General features: G+C 70.4%; 13 protein-coding genes. 7 read left to right on the top strand and 6 right to left on the bottom strand.

Going from position 1 to position 13,966, the window contains the following annotated elements; translation table 11 throughout:
* The first annotated feature begins 82 nt into the window (after positions 1-82).
* Both trxA and grpE read left to right on the top strand, forming a co-directional pair.
* Positions 83-406, top strand: a complete 324-nt coding sequence (gene trxA, locus J3S89_RS16160; protein WP_217928777.1) for a thioredoxin — start codon at positions 83-85, stop codon at positions 404-406.
* Positions 407-516: 110 nt separating this feature from the next.
* Positions 517-1,167 carry a nucleotide exchange factor GrpE gene (grpE, locus tag J3S89_RS16155; protein WP_420801340.1) on the top strand — a complete coding sequence of 217 codons (651 nt, stop codon included), beginning with the start codon at positions 517-519 and terminating at the stop codon, positions 1,165-1,167.
* Between the two features lie 142 nt (positions 1,168-1,309).
* On the opposite strand, the gene hrpB is transcribed toward grpE, so the two are convergent.
* The gene (gene hrpB, locus J3S89_RS16150; protein ID WP_217928775.1) at positions 1,310-3,796 is read right to left on the bottom strand and encodes an ATP-dependent helicase HrpB; all 2,487 of its coding nucleotides are present in this window, start codon (positions 3,794-3,796) and stop codon (positions 1,310-1,312) included.
* A gap of 140 nt (positions 3,797-3,936) precedes the next feature.
* Between hrpB and J3S89_RS16145 the strand changes: the two genes are divergently transcribed.
* Positions 3,937-4,287, top strand: a complete 351-nt coding sequence (locus tag J3S89_RS16145) for a MarR family transcriptional regulator (protein ID WP_217928774.1) — start codon at positions 3,937-3,939, stop codon at positions 4,285-4,287.
* Here J3S89_RS16145 and J3S89_RS16140 read toward each other — a convergent pair whose 3' ends face one another.
* The 4 genes from J3S89_RS16140 to J3S89_RS16125 all read right to left on the bottom strand — a co-directional run bounded on the left by J3S89_RS16140 (position 4,288) and on the right by J3S89_RS16125 (position 7,384).
* On the bottom strand, positions 4,288-4,761 hold the full coding sequence (locus J3S89_RS16140) for a low molecular weight protein-tyrosine-phosphatase (RefSeq protein WP_217928773.1): 474 nt from the start codon (positions 4,759-4,761) through the stop codon (positions 4,288-4,290).
* A gap of 7 nt (positions 4,762-4,768) precedes the next feature.
* Positions 4,769-5,509 (bottom strand): tRNA pseudouridine(38-40) synthase TruA, encoded by a 741-nt coding sequence (gene truA / locus J3S89_RS16135; RefSeq protein WP_217928771.1) that lies wholly within the window; start codon positions 5,507-5,509, stop codon positions 4,769-4,771.
* Positions 5,509-6,441: a methionyl-tRNA formyltransferase gene (gene fmt, locus J3S89_RS16130; RefSeq protein WP_217928770.1), complete on the bottom strand. Its 933-nt coding sequence runs from the start codon at positions 6,439-6,441 to the stop codon at positions 5,509-5,511. Before fmt ends, truA begins: the two co-directional genes overlap by 1 nt.
* 94 nt (positions 6,442-6,535) lie before the next feature.
* Positions 6,536-7,384, bottom strand: coding sequence for a fumarylacetoacetate hydrolase family protein (locus J3S89_RS16125; protein ID WP_217928769.1), 849 nt, complete (start codon positions 7,382-7,384; stop codon positions 6,536-6,538).
* 364 nt (positions 7,385-7,748) lie between these two features.
* Here J3S89_RS16125 and ahpC point away from each other — a divergent pair, with 364 nt between their 5' ends.
* Positions 7,749-8,312, top strand: a complete 564-nt coding sequence (gene ahpC / locus J3S89_RS16120) for an alkyl hydroperoxide reductase subunit C (RefSeq protein WP_217928768.1) — start codon at positions 7,749-7,751, stop codon at positions 8,310-8,312.
* A 158-nt stretch (positions 8,313-8,470) separates the two neighbouring features.
* Complete coding sequence (gene ahpF, locus J3S89_RS16115; RefSeq protein ID WP_217928767.1) at positions 8,471-10,024, top strand: alkyl hydroperoxide reductase subunit F; 1,554 nt, start codon at positions 8,471-8,473, stop codon at positions 10,022-10,024.
* 55 nt (positions 10,025-10,079) lie between these two features.
* Here ahpF and J3S89_RS16110 read toward each other — a convergent pair whose 3' ends face one another.
* On the bottom strand, positions 10,080-10,523 hold the full coding sequence (locus J3S89_RS16110) for a thermonuclease family protein (RefSeq protein ID WP_420801341.1): 444 nt from the start codon (positions 10,521-10,523) through the stop codon (positions 10,080-10,082).
* A gap of 455 nt (positions 10,524-10,978) precedes the next feature.
* On the opposite strand from J3S89_RS16110, the gene J3S89_RS16105 reads away from it, so the two are divergent.
* Positions 10,979-12,589 carry an alpha-amylase family glycosyl hydrolase gene (locus tag J3S89_RS16105; RefSeq protein ID WP_217928765.1) on the top strand — a complete coding sequence of 537 codons (1,611 nt, stop codon included), beginning with the start codon at positions 10,979-10,981 and terminating at the stop codon, positions 12,587-12,589.
* Between the two features lie 147 nt (positions 12,590-12,736).
* Positions 12,737-13,960 carry a multidrug effflux MFS transporter gene (locus tag J3S89_RS16100; RefSeq protein WP_217928764.1) on the top strand — a complete coding sequence of 408 codons (1,224 nt, stop codon included), beginning with the start codon at positions 12,737-12,739 and terminating at the stop codon, positions 13,958-13,960.
* Positions 13,961-13,966: the final 6 nt, after the last annotated feature.

The raw sequence follows: 13,966 nt of genomic DNA, 5'->3' as shown, positions 1-13,966 counted from the left end.
CTTGACGCTCCCGCTCCCCCTTCCTAGGTTGGCCCTCGAACGAACGGTGCCGCTTTCGGCACGACACGACGAGGTCATTCCCATGGCGACTCAGAAAGTCACTGACGCTTCCTTCGATACCGACGTTCTGAATTCCGCCGAGCCGGTGGTGGTGGACTTCTGGGCCGAGTGGTGCGGGCCCTGCCGCATGATCGCTCCGGCGCTCGAGGAGATCGCCACCGAGATGGCCGGCAAGGTCAAGGTCGTCAAGCTCAACATCGACGAAAACCCCAATGCCGCCATGAAGTTCGGCGTGCGCTCCATCCCCACCCTGATCGTCTTCAAGGGCGGCCAGCCGGCGGCGATGCAGGTCGGCGCGGCGCCGAAGGGCAAGCTCGTCGAATGGATCAACGGCGCGGTCGCCTGAGCGATCGACCGACATCCGCGCATCGGACCCGGCCGACGCCACCGCGTCGGCCGGGTCTCGCATTTGGTCCGGGGCGCAAAGGCCTTGAAATCCGCGCGCGGAAGGCTCAAATCCGGTCCCGAACCGACCAAACCGCAGAGGACGCCATGACCGACGAGACCGCGATCGACCCCACGGCCGACGCCACCCCCGCGACCGAAGCGCCCGCCCCCGAGGCTCCCGCCGCCGATCCCGCCACCACGCTCTCGGCCGAGAACGAGGAGCTGAAGGATCGCCTGCTGCGCACGCTCGCGGAAATGGAGAACCTGCGCCGGCGGACCGAGAAGGAAGTGAAGGACGCGCGCGACTACGCCGTGACCGCCTTCGCCCGCGACCTCCTCTCCGTCGCCGACAATTTCGACCGGGCGATCGCCCATGCCCCGGCCGAGTTGCGCGAGAACGAGGCCGGAGGCGGCAAGGCGCTGATCGAGGGCGTCGAGCTGACCGGCCGCGAACTCCTCAAGACGCTCGAGAAGCACGGCGTCAAGAAGCTGTCGCCGCTCGGCGAGAAGTTCGACCCCCATCTGCATCAGGCGATGTTCGAGATCCCCAATCCGCAGGTGGTCGCCGGCACGGTGCTGCAGGTGATGCAGGACGGTTTCGCGATCGGCGGCCGGGTTCTGCGTCCGGCGCTGGTCGGCGTCGCCAAGGGCGGGCCGAAGACGACCGAGGCCACCGCCGCCCCGAGCGAGCCGGGCGCGGGTCTCGACAAGACGGTGTGACCGGCGCCGCCACATGCCGCCGAGTCACATGCGTGACGACGGTGGCGATGTCGGCGGGCCTCCAATCGCATGTATGCGGACCACATGACGACACCCCGTGGGCGCCGGGCTCGCGGGGTGTCGTCGTCTTCGGCCGGGCGCATCAGGTGCCGCGCGGTTTGGCGCGTGTCGTCGGCGGCGCGACCAGGGGATCATCGGGCCAGGGGTGACGTGGGTAGCGGCCCTTCATCTCGGCCTTGACCTCGCGCCACGAGCCGCGCCAGAAGCCGGGGAGGTCGCGGGTCACCTGGATCGGGCGATGGGCCGGCGACAGCAGCTCGACCAGGAGCGGCACCCGACCGTCGCAGATCGCCGGGTGGCGATCGAGGCCGAAGAGCTCCTGCACCCGGACGGCGATCGCCGGGCCGTTCTCGGCCTCGTAGTCGATCGGCACGGCCGAGCCGGTCGGCGCGGTGAAATGCGACGGCGCGTTCGCGTCGAGCAGGCGGCGCGCCTCCCAATCGACCAGACCGTCGAGCCCGGCGAAGACGTCGGCCTCGCGGATGTCGGCGGGTGTGGTGCGGCCGAGCACATGGGGGGCGAGCCAATCGTCGAGGCCGGCGAGAAGCGTCGCTTCCGAGAGATCCGCCAGGCCGGCGATGCCGGCGCGGCGGACGTATTCGACGCGGTGGCGCAGGCGCTCGGCCGCCTTCGACCACGGCAGGCTCGCCAGACCCTTCACCCGCACCGCCTCCATCAGGGCGCGCGACACCGCGACCGGATCGGGCTTTTCGATCGGCTTTTCCGAGAGGACGACCCGGTCGAGGCGGCGCACGCGGCGCGCCTTGACCCGGTTCGCGGCCGCATCGAAACGGACCTCGTCCTCCTCCACCACATGGGCGGCGAAGTCGCTCTCGATGTCGGCGAGCGCGAGCGGGGCGGCGAGCCGGATGCGGGCTTCGCGGGCGGTGCCCTGCAACTCGGCGACCGCGAGGAAGGGCTCGCGCGCCAGCGCCTCGTGCGGCTCGACCTTGCCGCCGCGCCCGTTGGCGAGGCGGAAAGACCCGGGCGCGCCACGCGCTTGGGCGACCCGGTCGGGATAGGCGAGCGCCAGGAGACGGCCGGCATCGGCGAGATCGCCGCTGAAGGTCTCGCTCTCGGGCCGGCCGGCGAGGCTCGCCCAGCGCGCGGCGAGACGGCGGGCCTCCTCGGCGCGGGGGCCGTGATCGGCGCGCAGACGCCGGAGGCGGGTGTCGAGATCGGCCGAGGTGCCGCCGAGCCCGTGTTCGGAGACGATCGCGGCGATCTCGGCGGCGAGCCGGCCGGCGCCGCCCATGGCGCCGCGCACCACCATGTGGGCGAGGCGCGGATGGAGCGGCAGGCGGTGCAGGGCGCGGCCCTCCGCCGTCACCCGGCCGTCGGCGTCGAGCGCATCGAGTTCGCGCAGGAGCGCCACCGCCTCGTCCCAGGCGGGTTTCGGCGGGGCGTCGAGGAAGGCGAGACCGTCGGGCGAGGTCACGCCCCATTCGGCGAGGTCGAGCACGAGATCGGCGAGATCGGCCTCGAGGATCTCCGGCCGATCGAAGGGGGCGAGGCCCATGGTCGCGGCTTGCGGCCACAGCCGCCAGCAGACGCCCGGCTCCGTGCGGCCGGCGCGGCCCCAGCGCTGGTCGGCGCTCGCGCGGCTGACGCGCACGGTCTCGAGCCGGGTGAGGCCGGTGTCGGGCTCATAGCGCGGCACCCGCGACAGGCCGGCGTCGACGACGATGCGGACCCCCTCGATGGTGAGCGAGGTCTCGGCGATCGACGTGGCGAGCACCACCTTGCGGCGGCCGGGCGCGGCGGGGCGGATGGCGCGGTCCTGCTCGGCCGGGGTGAGCGCGCCATAGAGCGGGGCCACGTCGACGTCGGCGGCGAGGCGGCCGGCGAGGGCCTCGGCGGTGCGGCGGATCTCGGCCTGACCGGGCAGGAACACCAGCACCGAGCCCGGATCCTCGGTCAGCGCGCGCACCACCGCCGCGGCGACGTCGGCCTCGAGGCGGCCGTCGGGACGGCGCGGGAGATGTTTCGTCTCGACCGGAAACGCGCGGCCCTCGGAGGTGACGAGATCGGCGTCGCCGAGGAGATCGCGGACGCGGGCGCCGTCGATCGTCGCCGACATCACCAGGATGCGCAGATCGGGCCTCAGCGCCGATTGCGCGTCGAGGGCGAGCGCCAGACCGAGATCGCCGTCGAGGCTCCTCTCGTGGGCCTCGTCGAAGATGACGCAGGCGACACCGGCGAGTTCGGGATCGGCGAGGATCTGGCGGGTGAAGACGCCCTCCGTGACGACCTCGATCCGCGTGCGGCCCGAGACCTTGGCGTCCATGCGCACGCGGTGGCCGACGGTCTCGCCGACGCTCTCACCGAGCGTCGCGGCCATGCGGGCGGCCGACGCCCGGGCGGCGAGGCGGCGCGGCTCCAACATGACGATGCGGCCGTCGCCGCGCCAGGGGGCGGCGAGGAGATCGAGCGGCACGCGCGTGGTCTTGCCGGCGCCGGGCGGGGCGACCAGCACGGCGTTGGGCGCGCGGATCAGAGCCGCGCGCAGGGCGGGCAGGGCGGCTTCGATCGGCAGGTCGGAGGGAGGAAGAGGCGGACGCGCGGTCATCGCCTCTCTTAGCGCGGGCGACGCGGGCGGGCCAAGGGGGCGCCGTTCACCACGTCGAAGGATCGCCGCCGAGCCGTCATTGTGAGGCGCGGGTCGCGGCCCTATCATTCCGCCCTCGAAACGATGAGGTCTCCCCTCCCATGCCGGTCGAGCTTCGCCCGTCCCAGGCGCTGAAACTCTGGCACGACGTCACGCTCGATCTGGTGCGCGACGGCGAGACCGACCTCACGGCCCGGCAGACGGCGATCCTCCTCACCGTCTATCTGGAGCCGCCGCCGCACACGGTGCGCGGCCTCGCCACCAAGCTCGGGGTCACCAAGCCGGCGATCACCCGCGCCCTCGACACGATGGGCGAGCGCGGCCTCGTCGACCGCCGCCGCGACGAGATCGACAAGCGCAACGTGCTGATCCAGCGCACCGTCGGCGGGGCGCTGTTCGTCGAGAAGCTCGGCGACGACGTGGTGAAGCGCGCCAAGGGCCTGCCGCGCTGATCACTCCGCCGCCGCGAGCCGATCGAGCAGACCGCGCGCGCCGAGCACGACCTCGGCCCAGGTCCGTTCGAAATCCCTCGCGGTGCCGTAATAGGGATCGGCGACGTTCTCGCCTTCGCGGCCGGCCACGTGATCGAGCAGCAGCGACAGGCGCGCGGTCGCCTCGCGCGGGGCGAGGCCGGCGAGATCGACGAGGTTCTGGCGATCGAGGGCGACGATCTCGTCGAAGCGGAAGAAATCCTCCGGCTCGATCTGGCGGGCGGCATAGTGATCGATCGCGACCCCGTGGCGACGGGCGACGGCGCGGGCGCGGACGTCCGGCGGCTCGCCGACGTGCCAGGCGCCGGTGCCGGCGCTGTCGACGGAGACGGCGAGCCCTCGCGCTTCCGCCTCGGCCCGGAACGCGGCCTCCGCCAACGGCGAGCGACAGATGTTGCCGAGGCAGACGAAGAGAACGGCGGGGGGCTTCGTCATGACGGCCTCAATAATCCACCTTCCCCAGATAGAGCCCGGCCGAGGGCGCCACGGCGCCACAGGCGGTGCGATCCGCTGCCGCCAAGGCCGCTCTCAGCCGGTCCTCGTCCCATTTTCCCTCGCCGATCAGCTTGATCGAGCCGACCATCGAGCGGACCTGATTGTGCAGGAACGAGCGGGCGGAGGCACGGATCTCGATCAAATCCTCGCCGGCACGGGTGACGTCCAGCCGGTCCAGCGTCTTCAGCGGGCTCTTCGACTGGCAGTGGGTCGAGCGGAAGGTGGTGAAGTCGTGATGGCCGACCAGGATCTTCGCGGCGCGGTCCATCGCCTCGGCGTCGAGCCGCGTCTTGACGTGCCAGGCGCGATTCGCCTCGACGGCGAGCGGGGCGCGGCGGTCGACGATGCGGTAGAGATAATGGCGGCCCTTGGCGGAGAAGCGCGCATCGAAGGCGGGATCGGCGATCTCGGCGGCGAGGATCGCGATCGGCGCGGGCTGGAGATGGAAGTTGAGCGCGTCCATCAGTTTGGAAGCCGGCCAGTCGCGCGGCAGGTCGACGTGGATCACTTGGCCGGTGGCATGCACCCCGGTGTCGGTGCGGCCGGCACCGCGCACGGTGACGAAACCCGCCTTCAGCTTCTCGAAGGCGTCCTCGAGCGTGCCCTGGACCGAGGGGCCGTTCGCCTGACGCTGGAAGCCGCAATAGGGGGTGCCGTCGTATTCGACGGTGAGCTTGTAGCGCGTCATCAGACGAGCCGATCGCCGGGGGCGAGGCGCAGCCCCTTCAGGGCGAGCGCCGCCGGCTGTGGCTTACCGCCGGCGCGCTGGACCTCGACGAGGCGCAGCGCGCCGTCGCCACAGGCGATGCGCCCCTCGCCGTCGAGGATCTCGCCGGGGGCGCCGTTCCCGTCGGCGAGGGTGGTGCGCAGGACCTTCAGCCGCTCGAGTTTGCCGCCGACCGCCACCTCGCACCAGGCGCCGGGAAAGGGCGAGAGGCCACGCGCGGTGTCGTGGATCGCCCGCGCGGTGCGCGACCAATCGATGCGGGCCTCGGCCTTGTCGATCTTGTGGGCGTAGGTGACGCCTTCGGCGGCCTGTTCGGTGGTGGCGAAGGTGCCGGCCTCGAGGGCGGCGAGCGCCGCGACCATCAGCGGCGCGCCGAGGGCGGCGAGGCGGTCGTGGAGGTCGAGCGTGGTCTCGTCGGCGCCGATCGCGGTCTCGGCGCAGAGCGCCACCGGGCCGGTGTCGAGGCCCTTTTCCATCCGCATGACCTCGACGGCGGTCGTCGCGTCGCCGGCCATGATCGCGCGCTGGATCGGGGCGGCGCCGCGCCAGCGCGGCAGTTTCGAGCCGTGGAGATTGAGGCAGCCGAAGCGCGGCGCGTCGAGGATCGTCTGCGGCAGCAGGAGACCATAGGCGACGACCACGCCGACGTCGGCGCCATGGGCGCGGAAGGCCTCGGCCGCCGCCTCGCCCTTCAGGGTCGTCGGCGTGAACACCGGGAGCCCCAGCGCCTCGGCGCGGCGATGGACCGGCGAGGGCGTCGCCACCATGCCGCGCCCGGCCGGACGCGGCGGCTGGGAATAGACCGCGACCACCTCGTGCCCCGCCGCGACGAGGGCGTCGAGGGTGGGGACCGAGAAGTCCGGGGTTCCCATGAACACGATCTTCAGCGGCATGGCGGGCTCTTTCGATCTCGGGTTCGCGGGTGGGGAATGCCTCTCCCCACCCTCTCGGTCAAGTCGCGACGCCGCCCTTCGGCGCGGATCGGGCTCAGACGGGGGCGACCACCGTCTGGGTCTGTTCTCCGAGCCCCTCGACGCCGAGGCGCATCGTCTGGCCGACGGCGAGGAAGACCGGCTCGGGCTTCACCCCCATGCCGACGCCGGAGGGCGTGCCGGTGGTGATGACGTCGCCGGGTTGGAGGCTCATGAACTGCGACACGTAGGAGACCAGCTCGGCGACGGGGAAGATCATCGTCTTGGTCGAGCCGTCCTGGCGCATGACGCCGTCGACGGAGAGCCACAGGCGCAAGTTCTGCGGATCGGGCACCTCGTCGCGGGTCGCCAGCCAGGGGCCGATCGGGCCGAAGGTGTCGCAGCCCTTGCCCTTGTCCCAGGTGCCGCCGCGCTCGGCCTGGAAGGCGCGTTCGGAGACGTCGTTGACGACGCAGTATCCGGCGACGTGGCCGAGCGCGGCCTCCTTGGTGACATAGCGAGCCTCGGTGCCGATGACGACGCCGAGTTCGACCTCCCAATCGAGTTTGGTGAAGTCGCGCGGGGCGATCACGTCGTCGTTCGGGCCGGAGATGCAGCTGGTCGCCTTCATGAAGACCACCGGCTCCTTCGGGATCGCCATACCCGCCTCGGCGGCGTGTTCGGAATAGTTGAGACCGATCGCCACGAATTTGCCGACCCGCCCGACGCAGGGACCGATACGGGTGCCCTCGGCGACGAGCGGCAGGGTCGCCGGGTCGATCGCGGCGAGGCGGGCGAGCGTGTCCGGGGCGAGGGCCGCGCCGGCGACGTCGTCGATCACCCCGGAGAGATCGCGGATGCGGCCGGTGGCGTCGAGAAGTCCCGGCTTTTCGGCGCCGCGCGGGCCGTGACGGAGCAGTTTCATGTGCGCTCTCTCTCTGATCGGCGGCGGATCGCGTCTCGATCCCCCTTTCGCCGATCGATAGCACTCTTCGCCCGGCCGTGCAGCGGTGGCGGCGCCCGAGCGCGGCGGGATCGTGGAGGAGGAGCGAAACCATCGGCTCCGCCTATGAAAAAAACAGAGACAATCTATTTGAACGATGCCACCCCCGAGGGTAGCCTGCAATCACTCGAGGGCGCCGCGCGTGTCCCCGAGCCGGAAAACTCGGGTCTTCGGAACCGACTTCGGCGCCGCGCGCCGGAGACGGAAACGGGATCTGTGGGCGGCATCGCCGCCGAAGCGCCAGAAGGATCGGGTCGTCGAGCGACGACCGAACAGGAGAGAGAAAATGCCTCTGATCAACACGGAAGTGAAGCCGTTCAAGGCCACCGTCTATCACAACGGCAAGTTCGCGGACATCACCGAGGCCGATCTCAAGGGCAAGTGGTCCGTGGTCTTCTTCTATCCGGCCGACTTCACCTTCGTCTGCCCGACCGAGCTCGGCGATCTGGCCGATCTCTATCCGGAGTTCCAGAAGATCGGCGTCGAGTGCTACTCGGTCTCGACCGACACGCACTTCACCCACAAGGCCTGGCACGACGCCTCCGACACCATCAAGAAGATCAAGTATCCGATGGTCGGCGACCCGACCGGCGTGATCTCGCGCAACTTCGACGTGATGATCGAGGACGCCGGCCTGGCGCTGCGCGGCACCTTCGTGATCGATCCGGACGGCATCATCAAGGTCTGCGAGATCCACGATCTCGGCATCGGCCGTGACGCCAAGGAGCTCTTCCGCAAGGTGCAGGCGGCGCAGTACGTCGCCTCGCATCCGGGCGAGGTCTGCCCGGCCAAGTGGACCCCGGGTGAGGCCACCCTCTCCCCCTCGCTCGAGCTGGTCGGCAAGATCTGATCTCGACGCCTTCGACGACGCCCCGGAGCCTTCGGGCTCCGGGTGCCCCCGACGACCCGCCCTCCCCCCAACATCGATGGTGACGACGAGCCGTCGGAGCTTCACACCTCCGACGTCCCTTCCTTGCGACCGAATTTCAGAAGAACCGGAGAAACGCCATGCTCGACCAAGGCATCAAGGCTCAGTTGAAGGCCTATCTCGAACGCCTCCGGCGCCCGATCGAACTGGTCGGCACGCTCGGTGACGACGCCGGCTCCAACCAGATGCGTGATCTCCTGGTCGACATCGCCGACTGCTCCGACAAGGTCGCGATCCGCTTCGACGGCACCGATGTGCGCACGCCCTCGTTCTCGGTCGGGGTGCCCGGCGAGACCGCGCGGATCCGCTTCGCCGGCCTGCCGATGGGCCATGAATTCACCTCGCTGGTCCTCGCCCTGCTCCATACCGGCGGCCATCCCGCCAAGGAGAACGAGGAGACGCTCGCCGCGGCCAAGGCTCTGACCGGCCCGCTCGAATTCGTCACCTATGTCTCGCTCACCTGCCAGAACTGCCCGGACGTGGTCCAGGCGCTGAACCTGATGGCCTCGCTCAACCCGTCGATCCGCCACACGATGGTCGAGGGCTCGATGTATCAGGCCGAGGTCGAGGCCGAGAAGATCATGGCCGTGCCGACCGTGCTCCTGAACGGCGCTCCGTTCGGCCAGGGCCGCATGAGCCTCGAGGAGATCGTCGCCAAGCTCGACACCGGCGCCTCCGAGCGCGCGGCGGCGGCGATCGCCGAGAAGGGCGTGTTCGACGTTCTGGTGGTCGGCGGTGGGCCGGCCGGGGCGGCGGCGGCGATCTATGCGGCGCGCAAGGGCATCAGGACCGGCGTGGTCGCCGAGCGCTTCGGCGGGCAGGTGCTCGACACGATGGCGATCGAGAACTTCATCTCGGTGCCGCACACCGAGGGGCCGAAGCTCGCCGCCGCGCTGGAGCGCCACGTCGCCGACTACGAGGTCGACGTGATGAACCTGCAGCGGGCGACCGGGCTGGTGCCGGCGGCGACCCCGGGCGATCCGATCACGGTGAAGCTCGCTTCCGGAGCGATGCTCCGCTCCAAGTCGGTGATCCTGACCACCGGCGCGCGCTGGCGCGAGATGGGCGTGCCGGGCGAGGCCGAATACAAGGCCAAGGGCGTGTGCTTCTGTCCGCACTGCGACGGGCCGCTGTTCAAGGGCAAGCGCGTGGCGGTGATCGGCGGCGGCAACTCCGGCGTCGAGGCGGCGATCGATCTCGCCGGCATCGTCTCCCACGTCACCCTGCTCGAATTCGACTCCAGGCTGCGCGCCGACGAGGTTCTGCAGAAGAAGCTGCGCTCGCTCCCCAACGTGACGATCGTCGTCTCCGCCCGCACCACCGCGGTGATCGGCGACGGCGAGAAGGTGACGGCGATCACCTATGAGGATCGCGTCTCCGGCGACGTCCACAAGATCGAGCTGGAAGGCATCTTCGTGCAGATCGGCCTGCTGCCGAATTCGGAATGGCTCGACGGGACGGTCGCGCTCTCCAATCGCAAGGAGATCGAGATCGACGCGCGTGGCGCGACCTCGGTGCCCGGCGTCTTCGCCGCCGGCGACGCCACCACCGTGCCCTACAAGCAGATCATCATCGCCATGGGCGCCGGCGCCACCGCGGCGCTCTCGGCCTTCGATCATCTGATCCGTCACTGAGGCTTTCCGAGCCGATCGAGATCCGGACGAGGGGCCGCGGCCCCTCGTCGTCGTCTCAGCCGCACCAGGAATGGCGGGCGCCGTCCCAACGCCGCGCCAGACCCTCGCGGATCAGAACCTCGCCGAAGGAGACGCCGCCGCGCCGGACGCTGCGCAGTTTGCGCCCGTAGCGGTCTTCGTCGCGACCACTCGCCGTCAGCGAGAACGGGCCGGCGTTGAGCAGGGCCTGGAGACGCCGTTTCGCCGCCTCGCCCTTGATGCGCTCCGCCTCGCAACGCGGCGGGCTCAACTCGGGCGTGTCGATGTCGGCGATGCGGATCTTGACGCCGCGATGCCAGAAGGTGTCGCCGTCGACGACGCAATCGACGCGGTGGCCGCTGCCGCAGAGGGTGAAGGCGCCGACCAGCGTGTCGGCGGCGGCGGCGGCGGTCTCGGTCGCGGGCGGGGCGACGACGTCGATCAGGCGCGAAAAGGTCCCGGTCTGGGCGAGCTGGTGCACGCCGACGGCGAAGGCCGCGATCGCCACCCACACGGCGGCGGAGACGAGCCGGCTCGGACGCCACGACCGGCCGGGCGGCGGAGTTCGCGCGCCGGCGAGCGATCCGTAACGCGCGCGAAGGCGTTCGGACGTGGGATAGCGGACGATTTCCGGCATCGGCGAAGCCCTCCGTTCGCCGCGAAGAATGCAATCTTCGATATTAAAAATCCATGAAGTAACATCTATTAGTTGTAAATGCGCTCGCGCAGCTCGTGCGTGCGCCGGCTCGGCGCCCGCGACCGGCCGACGCGTCCGCGCCGGGCGCCGGGTCCGTTCACCCACGCCTCGACCCGCGCCGTTCGTTCCCGAGGCGCGCGGCCTACGACGCTCTACGACTGTCGGGAAAGTCCGTTTCGTGGCATGATGATACCGTTGCCCGAGCATGAGGGCGGGGCGCCGGTCCAGGGAGGCCGAGCATGATCGCGAACGGCAGAGACGCAAGCGTGCCCTGGTGGCGGAGTGGTGTCGTCTACCAGATCTATCCGTGGTCCTTCCAGGACACGACCGGCGACGGGGTCGGCGACATCCCCGGTATTCTCTCCCGTCTCGACCATCTGGTCGCGCTCGGCGTCGACGCGGTGTGGTTGTCGCCGGTCTATGTCTCGCCGATGGCCGATTTCGGCTATGACGTCGCCGACTATTGCGACGTCGATCCGCGCTTCGGCACGCTTTCCGATCTCGACCGGCTGATCGAGGCGCTGCATGCGCGCGGCATGAAACTGATCCTCGACTTCGTTCCGAACCACACCTCCGATCGGCATCCGTGGTTCCTGGAGAGCGCCTCCTCGCGCACCAATCCCAAGGCCGATTGGTACATCTGGCACGATCCGGCGCCGGACGGCGGACCGCCCAACAATTGGCGCTCGATGTTCGGCGGCATCGGCTGGGAATGGTCGGCGGCGCGCGGGCAGTGGTACTACCACGCCTTCCTCAAGGAGCAGCCCGACCTCAATTGGCGCAACCCCGCCGTGGTCGCGGCGATGCACGACGTGCTGCGGTTCTGGCTGAAGCGCGGCGTCGACGGGTTCCGGGTCGACGTGATCTGGCATCTCCTGAAAGACCCCGACTTCCGCGACAACCCGCCCAATCCCGACTGGACCCCCGACGAGCCGGAGGTGCGCCACATCCTGCAGATCATGACCTGCGACCAGCCCGGGGTGATCGATCTGGTCAAGGGCTTCCGCAAGGTGATCGACGAGTTCCCCGACAAGCTGATGATCGGCGAGCTCTATCTGACCATCGAGCGGATGTGCGCCTATTACGGCGAGGACCTCGACGGGGCGCATCTGCCGTTCAACTTCCATCTCCTGATGGACCCGTGGAAGGCCGAGACGGTCGGCTGGCTGATCGAGGAATACGAGCGCCGGCTGCCTCCGGGGGCCTGGCCGAACTGGGTGCTCGGCAATCACGACAATGCCCGCGTCGTCTCGCGGCTCGGCGCCGCCCAGGCACGGGTCGCGGCGATGTTCCTTCTGACCGCGCGCGGCACGCCGACGCTCTTCCAGGGTGACGAGATCGGCCTTTCGAACGGCGTCATCCCGCCCGATCGGATCCGCGACCCGCAAGAGAAGAACGAGCCTGGCCTGCCCGACCACAATCGCGACATCGCCCGCACGCCGATGCAATGGGACGCCTCGCCCTTCGCCGGGTTCTCCACCGTCGAGCCGTGGCTGCCGCTGGTACCGGGGTGGGAGAGCGTGAACGTCGCGGTGGAGGCGGCCGACCCCGCCTCGATGCTGACGCTGCATCGCCGGCTCCTGAAGCTTCGCCGCGCCCATGAGGCGCTGTCGATCGGCGACGTTCGGGTTCTCGTCGCGGCGGGGGATCTCCTCGCCTTCGAGCGGCGGCACGGCGACGAGCGCTTCGTGATCGTCCTCAATCTCGGCTCGGATCTGATCGAGACCTCGATCCCGGAAGCGAGCGGCGGGCAGATCGTGCTCTCCTCCAAGGGCGGACGCGACGGCGAGATCGTCGGCGCGCGGCTGATGCTGGCGGGCGACGACGGGGTGGTGATCTCCCTCGCCTGAGGCGGGGCGGACCTCCTCTCCCCGTGAAACGCGGGCGCGAACAAAGGAGCCATGCGTCGCGTCGCGCGTGCGAGCGCGCGCGAAACCGGCTATCGAGAAGATCGTCGGGCCGCGCGCGGTTCGGCCTCGCTCCCGACGAAAGTGCCGATGACCGCTCCGCACCGCCCCGACCTGCCCCCCTCCGCCCGCCCCACGGCCGACGGCGCTTCCGCCACGATCACCTATTCGGCGGCGGGCCTGCTCGGCATCCTTCCCTTCTCCACCGACGTCTATCTGACGGCGATGGTCGATCTCGGTCACGAGTTCGGGGTGGAGGTGGCCGGCGTCCAACAGACCATGTTGGCCTTCACCGTCGGCTTCGCCCTCGCCCATCTGGTGCTCGGCCGCCTCGCCGATCGGTTCGGCCGGCGGCCGGTGGTCCTGGTCGGCGTCGCCGTCTATCTGGTCGCCTCGCTGGCTGCGATCTCGGCGCCGTCGCTCGCCCTGCTGGTCGCGGCGCGCTTCGTCCAGGGCGCGGCGGCGGCGACCGGCCCGATCATCGCCCGAACCCTGATCCGCGACACGGTGCCGCCGGAGAACGGCGGCCGCGCGCTCGCCAAGGTCGGCGCCCTCTTCGGCATCGTCCCGCTGGTCGCCCCGGTGATCGGCACGCTGGTCGCCCAGGTCGCCGGTTGGCGCGGGGCGTTGTCGACGCTGGTGATCTACGGCGGCGTGCTGCTGCCGATCCTGTGGCGGCGCCTGCCGGAGACGCGGCCGCCGCACGTCCACGGCGCCGAGCGGATCGGTATCCTCCAGGCGCTGCGCCATTTCGTGCGGACCCGCGCCTTCGTGGTGGGGGCGCTGGCGCTGGCGGGCGGTTACGGCGTGCTGTTCGTCTGGCTCACCACCTCGGCCTTCCTGATGGTCGGCACGCTCGGCATCACCAAGTTCCAGGCGTCGCTGGTCTACATGGCCGGGTCCGCCGGCTTCCTCTCCGGCAACATGCTCGCCATGCGGCTCGTCCGCACCCAGCCCGCGAGCCGGGTGCTCCGCGCCGCCGCCGGCGCCGTCGTCTTCGGCACGATCGCCCCGCTCGCGGTCATCACCGCCGGGGTGACCCATTGGCTGCCGGTGCTGATCGCCCTGCTGCCGTTCTATCTCGGCTGGGGCCTCGCCCAGCCTATGGCGACGGCGATCGCCATGCGGCCGTTCCCGGAAGCCGCCGGGCAGGCCTCCGCCTGGCTCGGCATCTCGCAGCAGGTCGGCGGCATCGTCTTCGGCCTCGTCGCCTCCGGTCTCGGCGGCGGCGAGGCGTCGCTGATGGTGATGGTCGCCGCCGCCCTCGCCTTCGCCGGCGTGGTGATGCTGCCGGCGCGGCCGTCCCGGGTCTGACGGCGG

The sequence above is a fragment of the Pinisolibacter aquiterrae genome (assembly GCF_019160155.1).
Lineage (GTDB): Bacteria > Pseudomonadota > Alphaproteobacteria > Rhizobiales > Ancalomicrobiaceae > Pinisolibacter > Pinisolibacter aquiterrae.
This window is presented reverse-complemented; position numbering and strand designations above follow the sequence as displayed.

Bases quoted from the DNA above. Each gene is read 5' to 3' on its own strand.
- hrpB (WP_217928775.1), bottom strand. From the start codon at position 3,796: ATGACCGCGCGTCCGCCTCTTCCTCCCTCCGACCTGCCGATCGAAGCC.
- fmt (WP_217928770.1), bottom strand. From the start codon at position 6,441: ATGCCGCTGAAGATCGTGTTCATGGGAACCCCGGACTTCTCGGTCCCC.
- J3S89_RS16145 (WP_217928774.1), top strand. From the start codon at position 3,937: ATGCCGGTCGAGCTTCGCCCGTCCCAGGCGCTGAAACTCTGGCACGAC.
- trxA (WP_217928777.1), top strand. From the start codon at position 83: ATGGCGACTCAGAAAGTCACTGACGCTTCCTTCGATACCGACGTTCTG.
- ahpF (WP_217928767.1), top strand. From the start codon at position 8,471: ATGCTCGACCAAGGCATCAAGGCTCAGTTGAAGGCCTATCTCGAACGC.
- J3S89_RS16140 (WP_217928773.1), bottom strand. From the start codon at position 4,761: ATGACGAAGCCCCCCGCCGTTCTCTTCGTCTGCCTCGGCAACATCTGT.
- J3S89_RS16105 (WP_217928765.1), top strand. From the start codon at position 10,979: ATGATCGCGAACGGCAGAGACGCAAGCGTGCCCTGGTGGCGGAGTGGT.
- J3S89_RS16100 (WP_217928764.1), top strand. From the start codon at position 12,737: ATGACCGCTCCGCACCGCCCCGACCTGCCCCCCTCCGCCCGCCCCACG.
- truA (WP_217928771.1), bottom strand. From the start codon at position 5,509: ATGACGCGCTACAAGCTCACCGTCGAATACGACGGCACCCCCTATTGC.
- J3S89_RS16125 (WP_217928769.1), bottom strand. From the start codon at position 7,384: ATGAAACTGCTCCGTCACGGCCCGCGCGGCGCCGAAAAGCCGGGACTT.
- ahpC (WP_217928768.1), top strand. From the start codon at position 7,749: ATGCCTCTGATCAACACGGAAGTGAAGCCGTTCAAGGCCACCGTCTAT.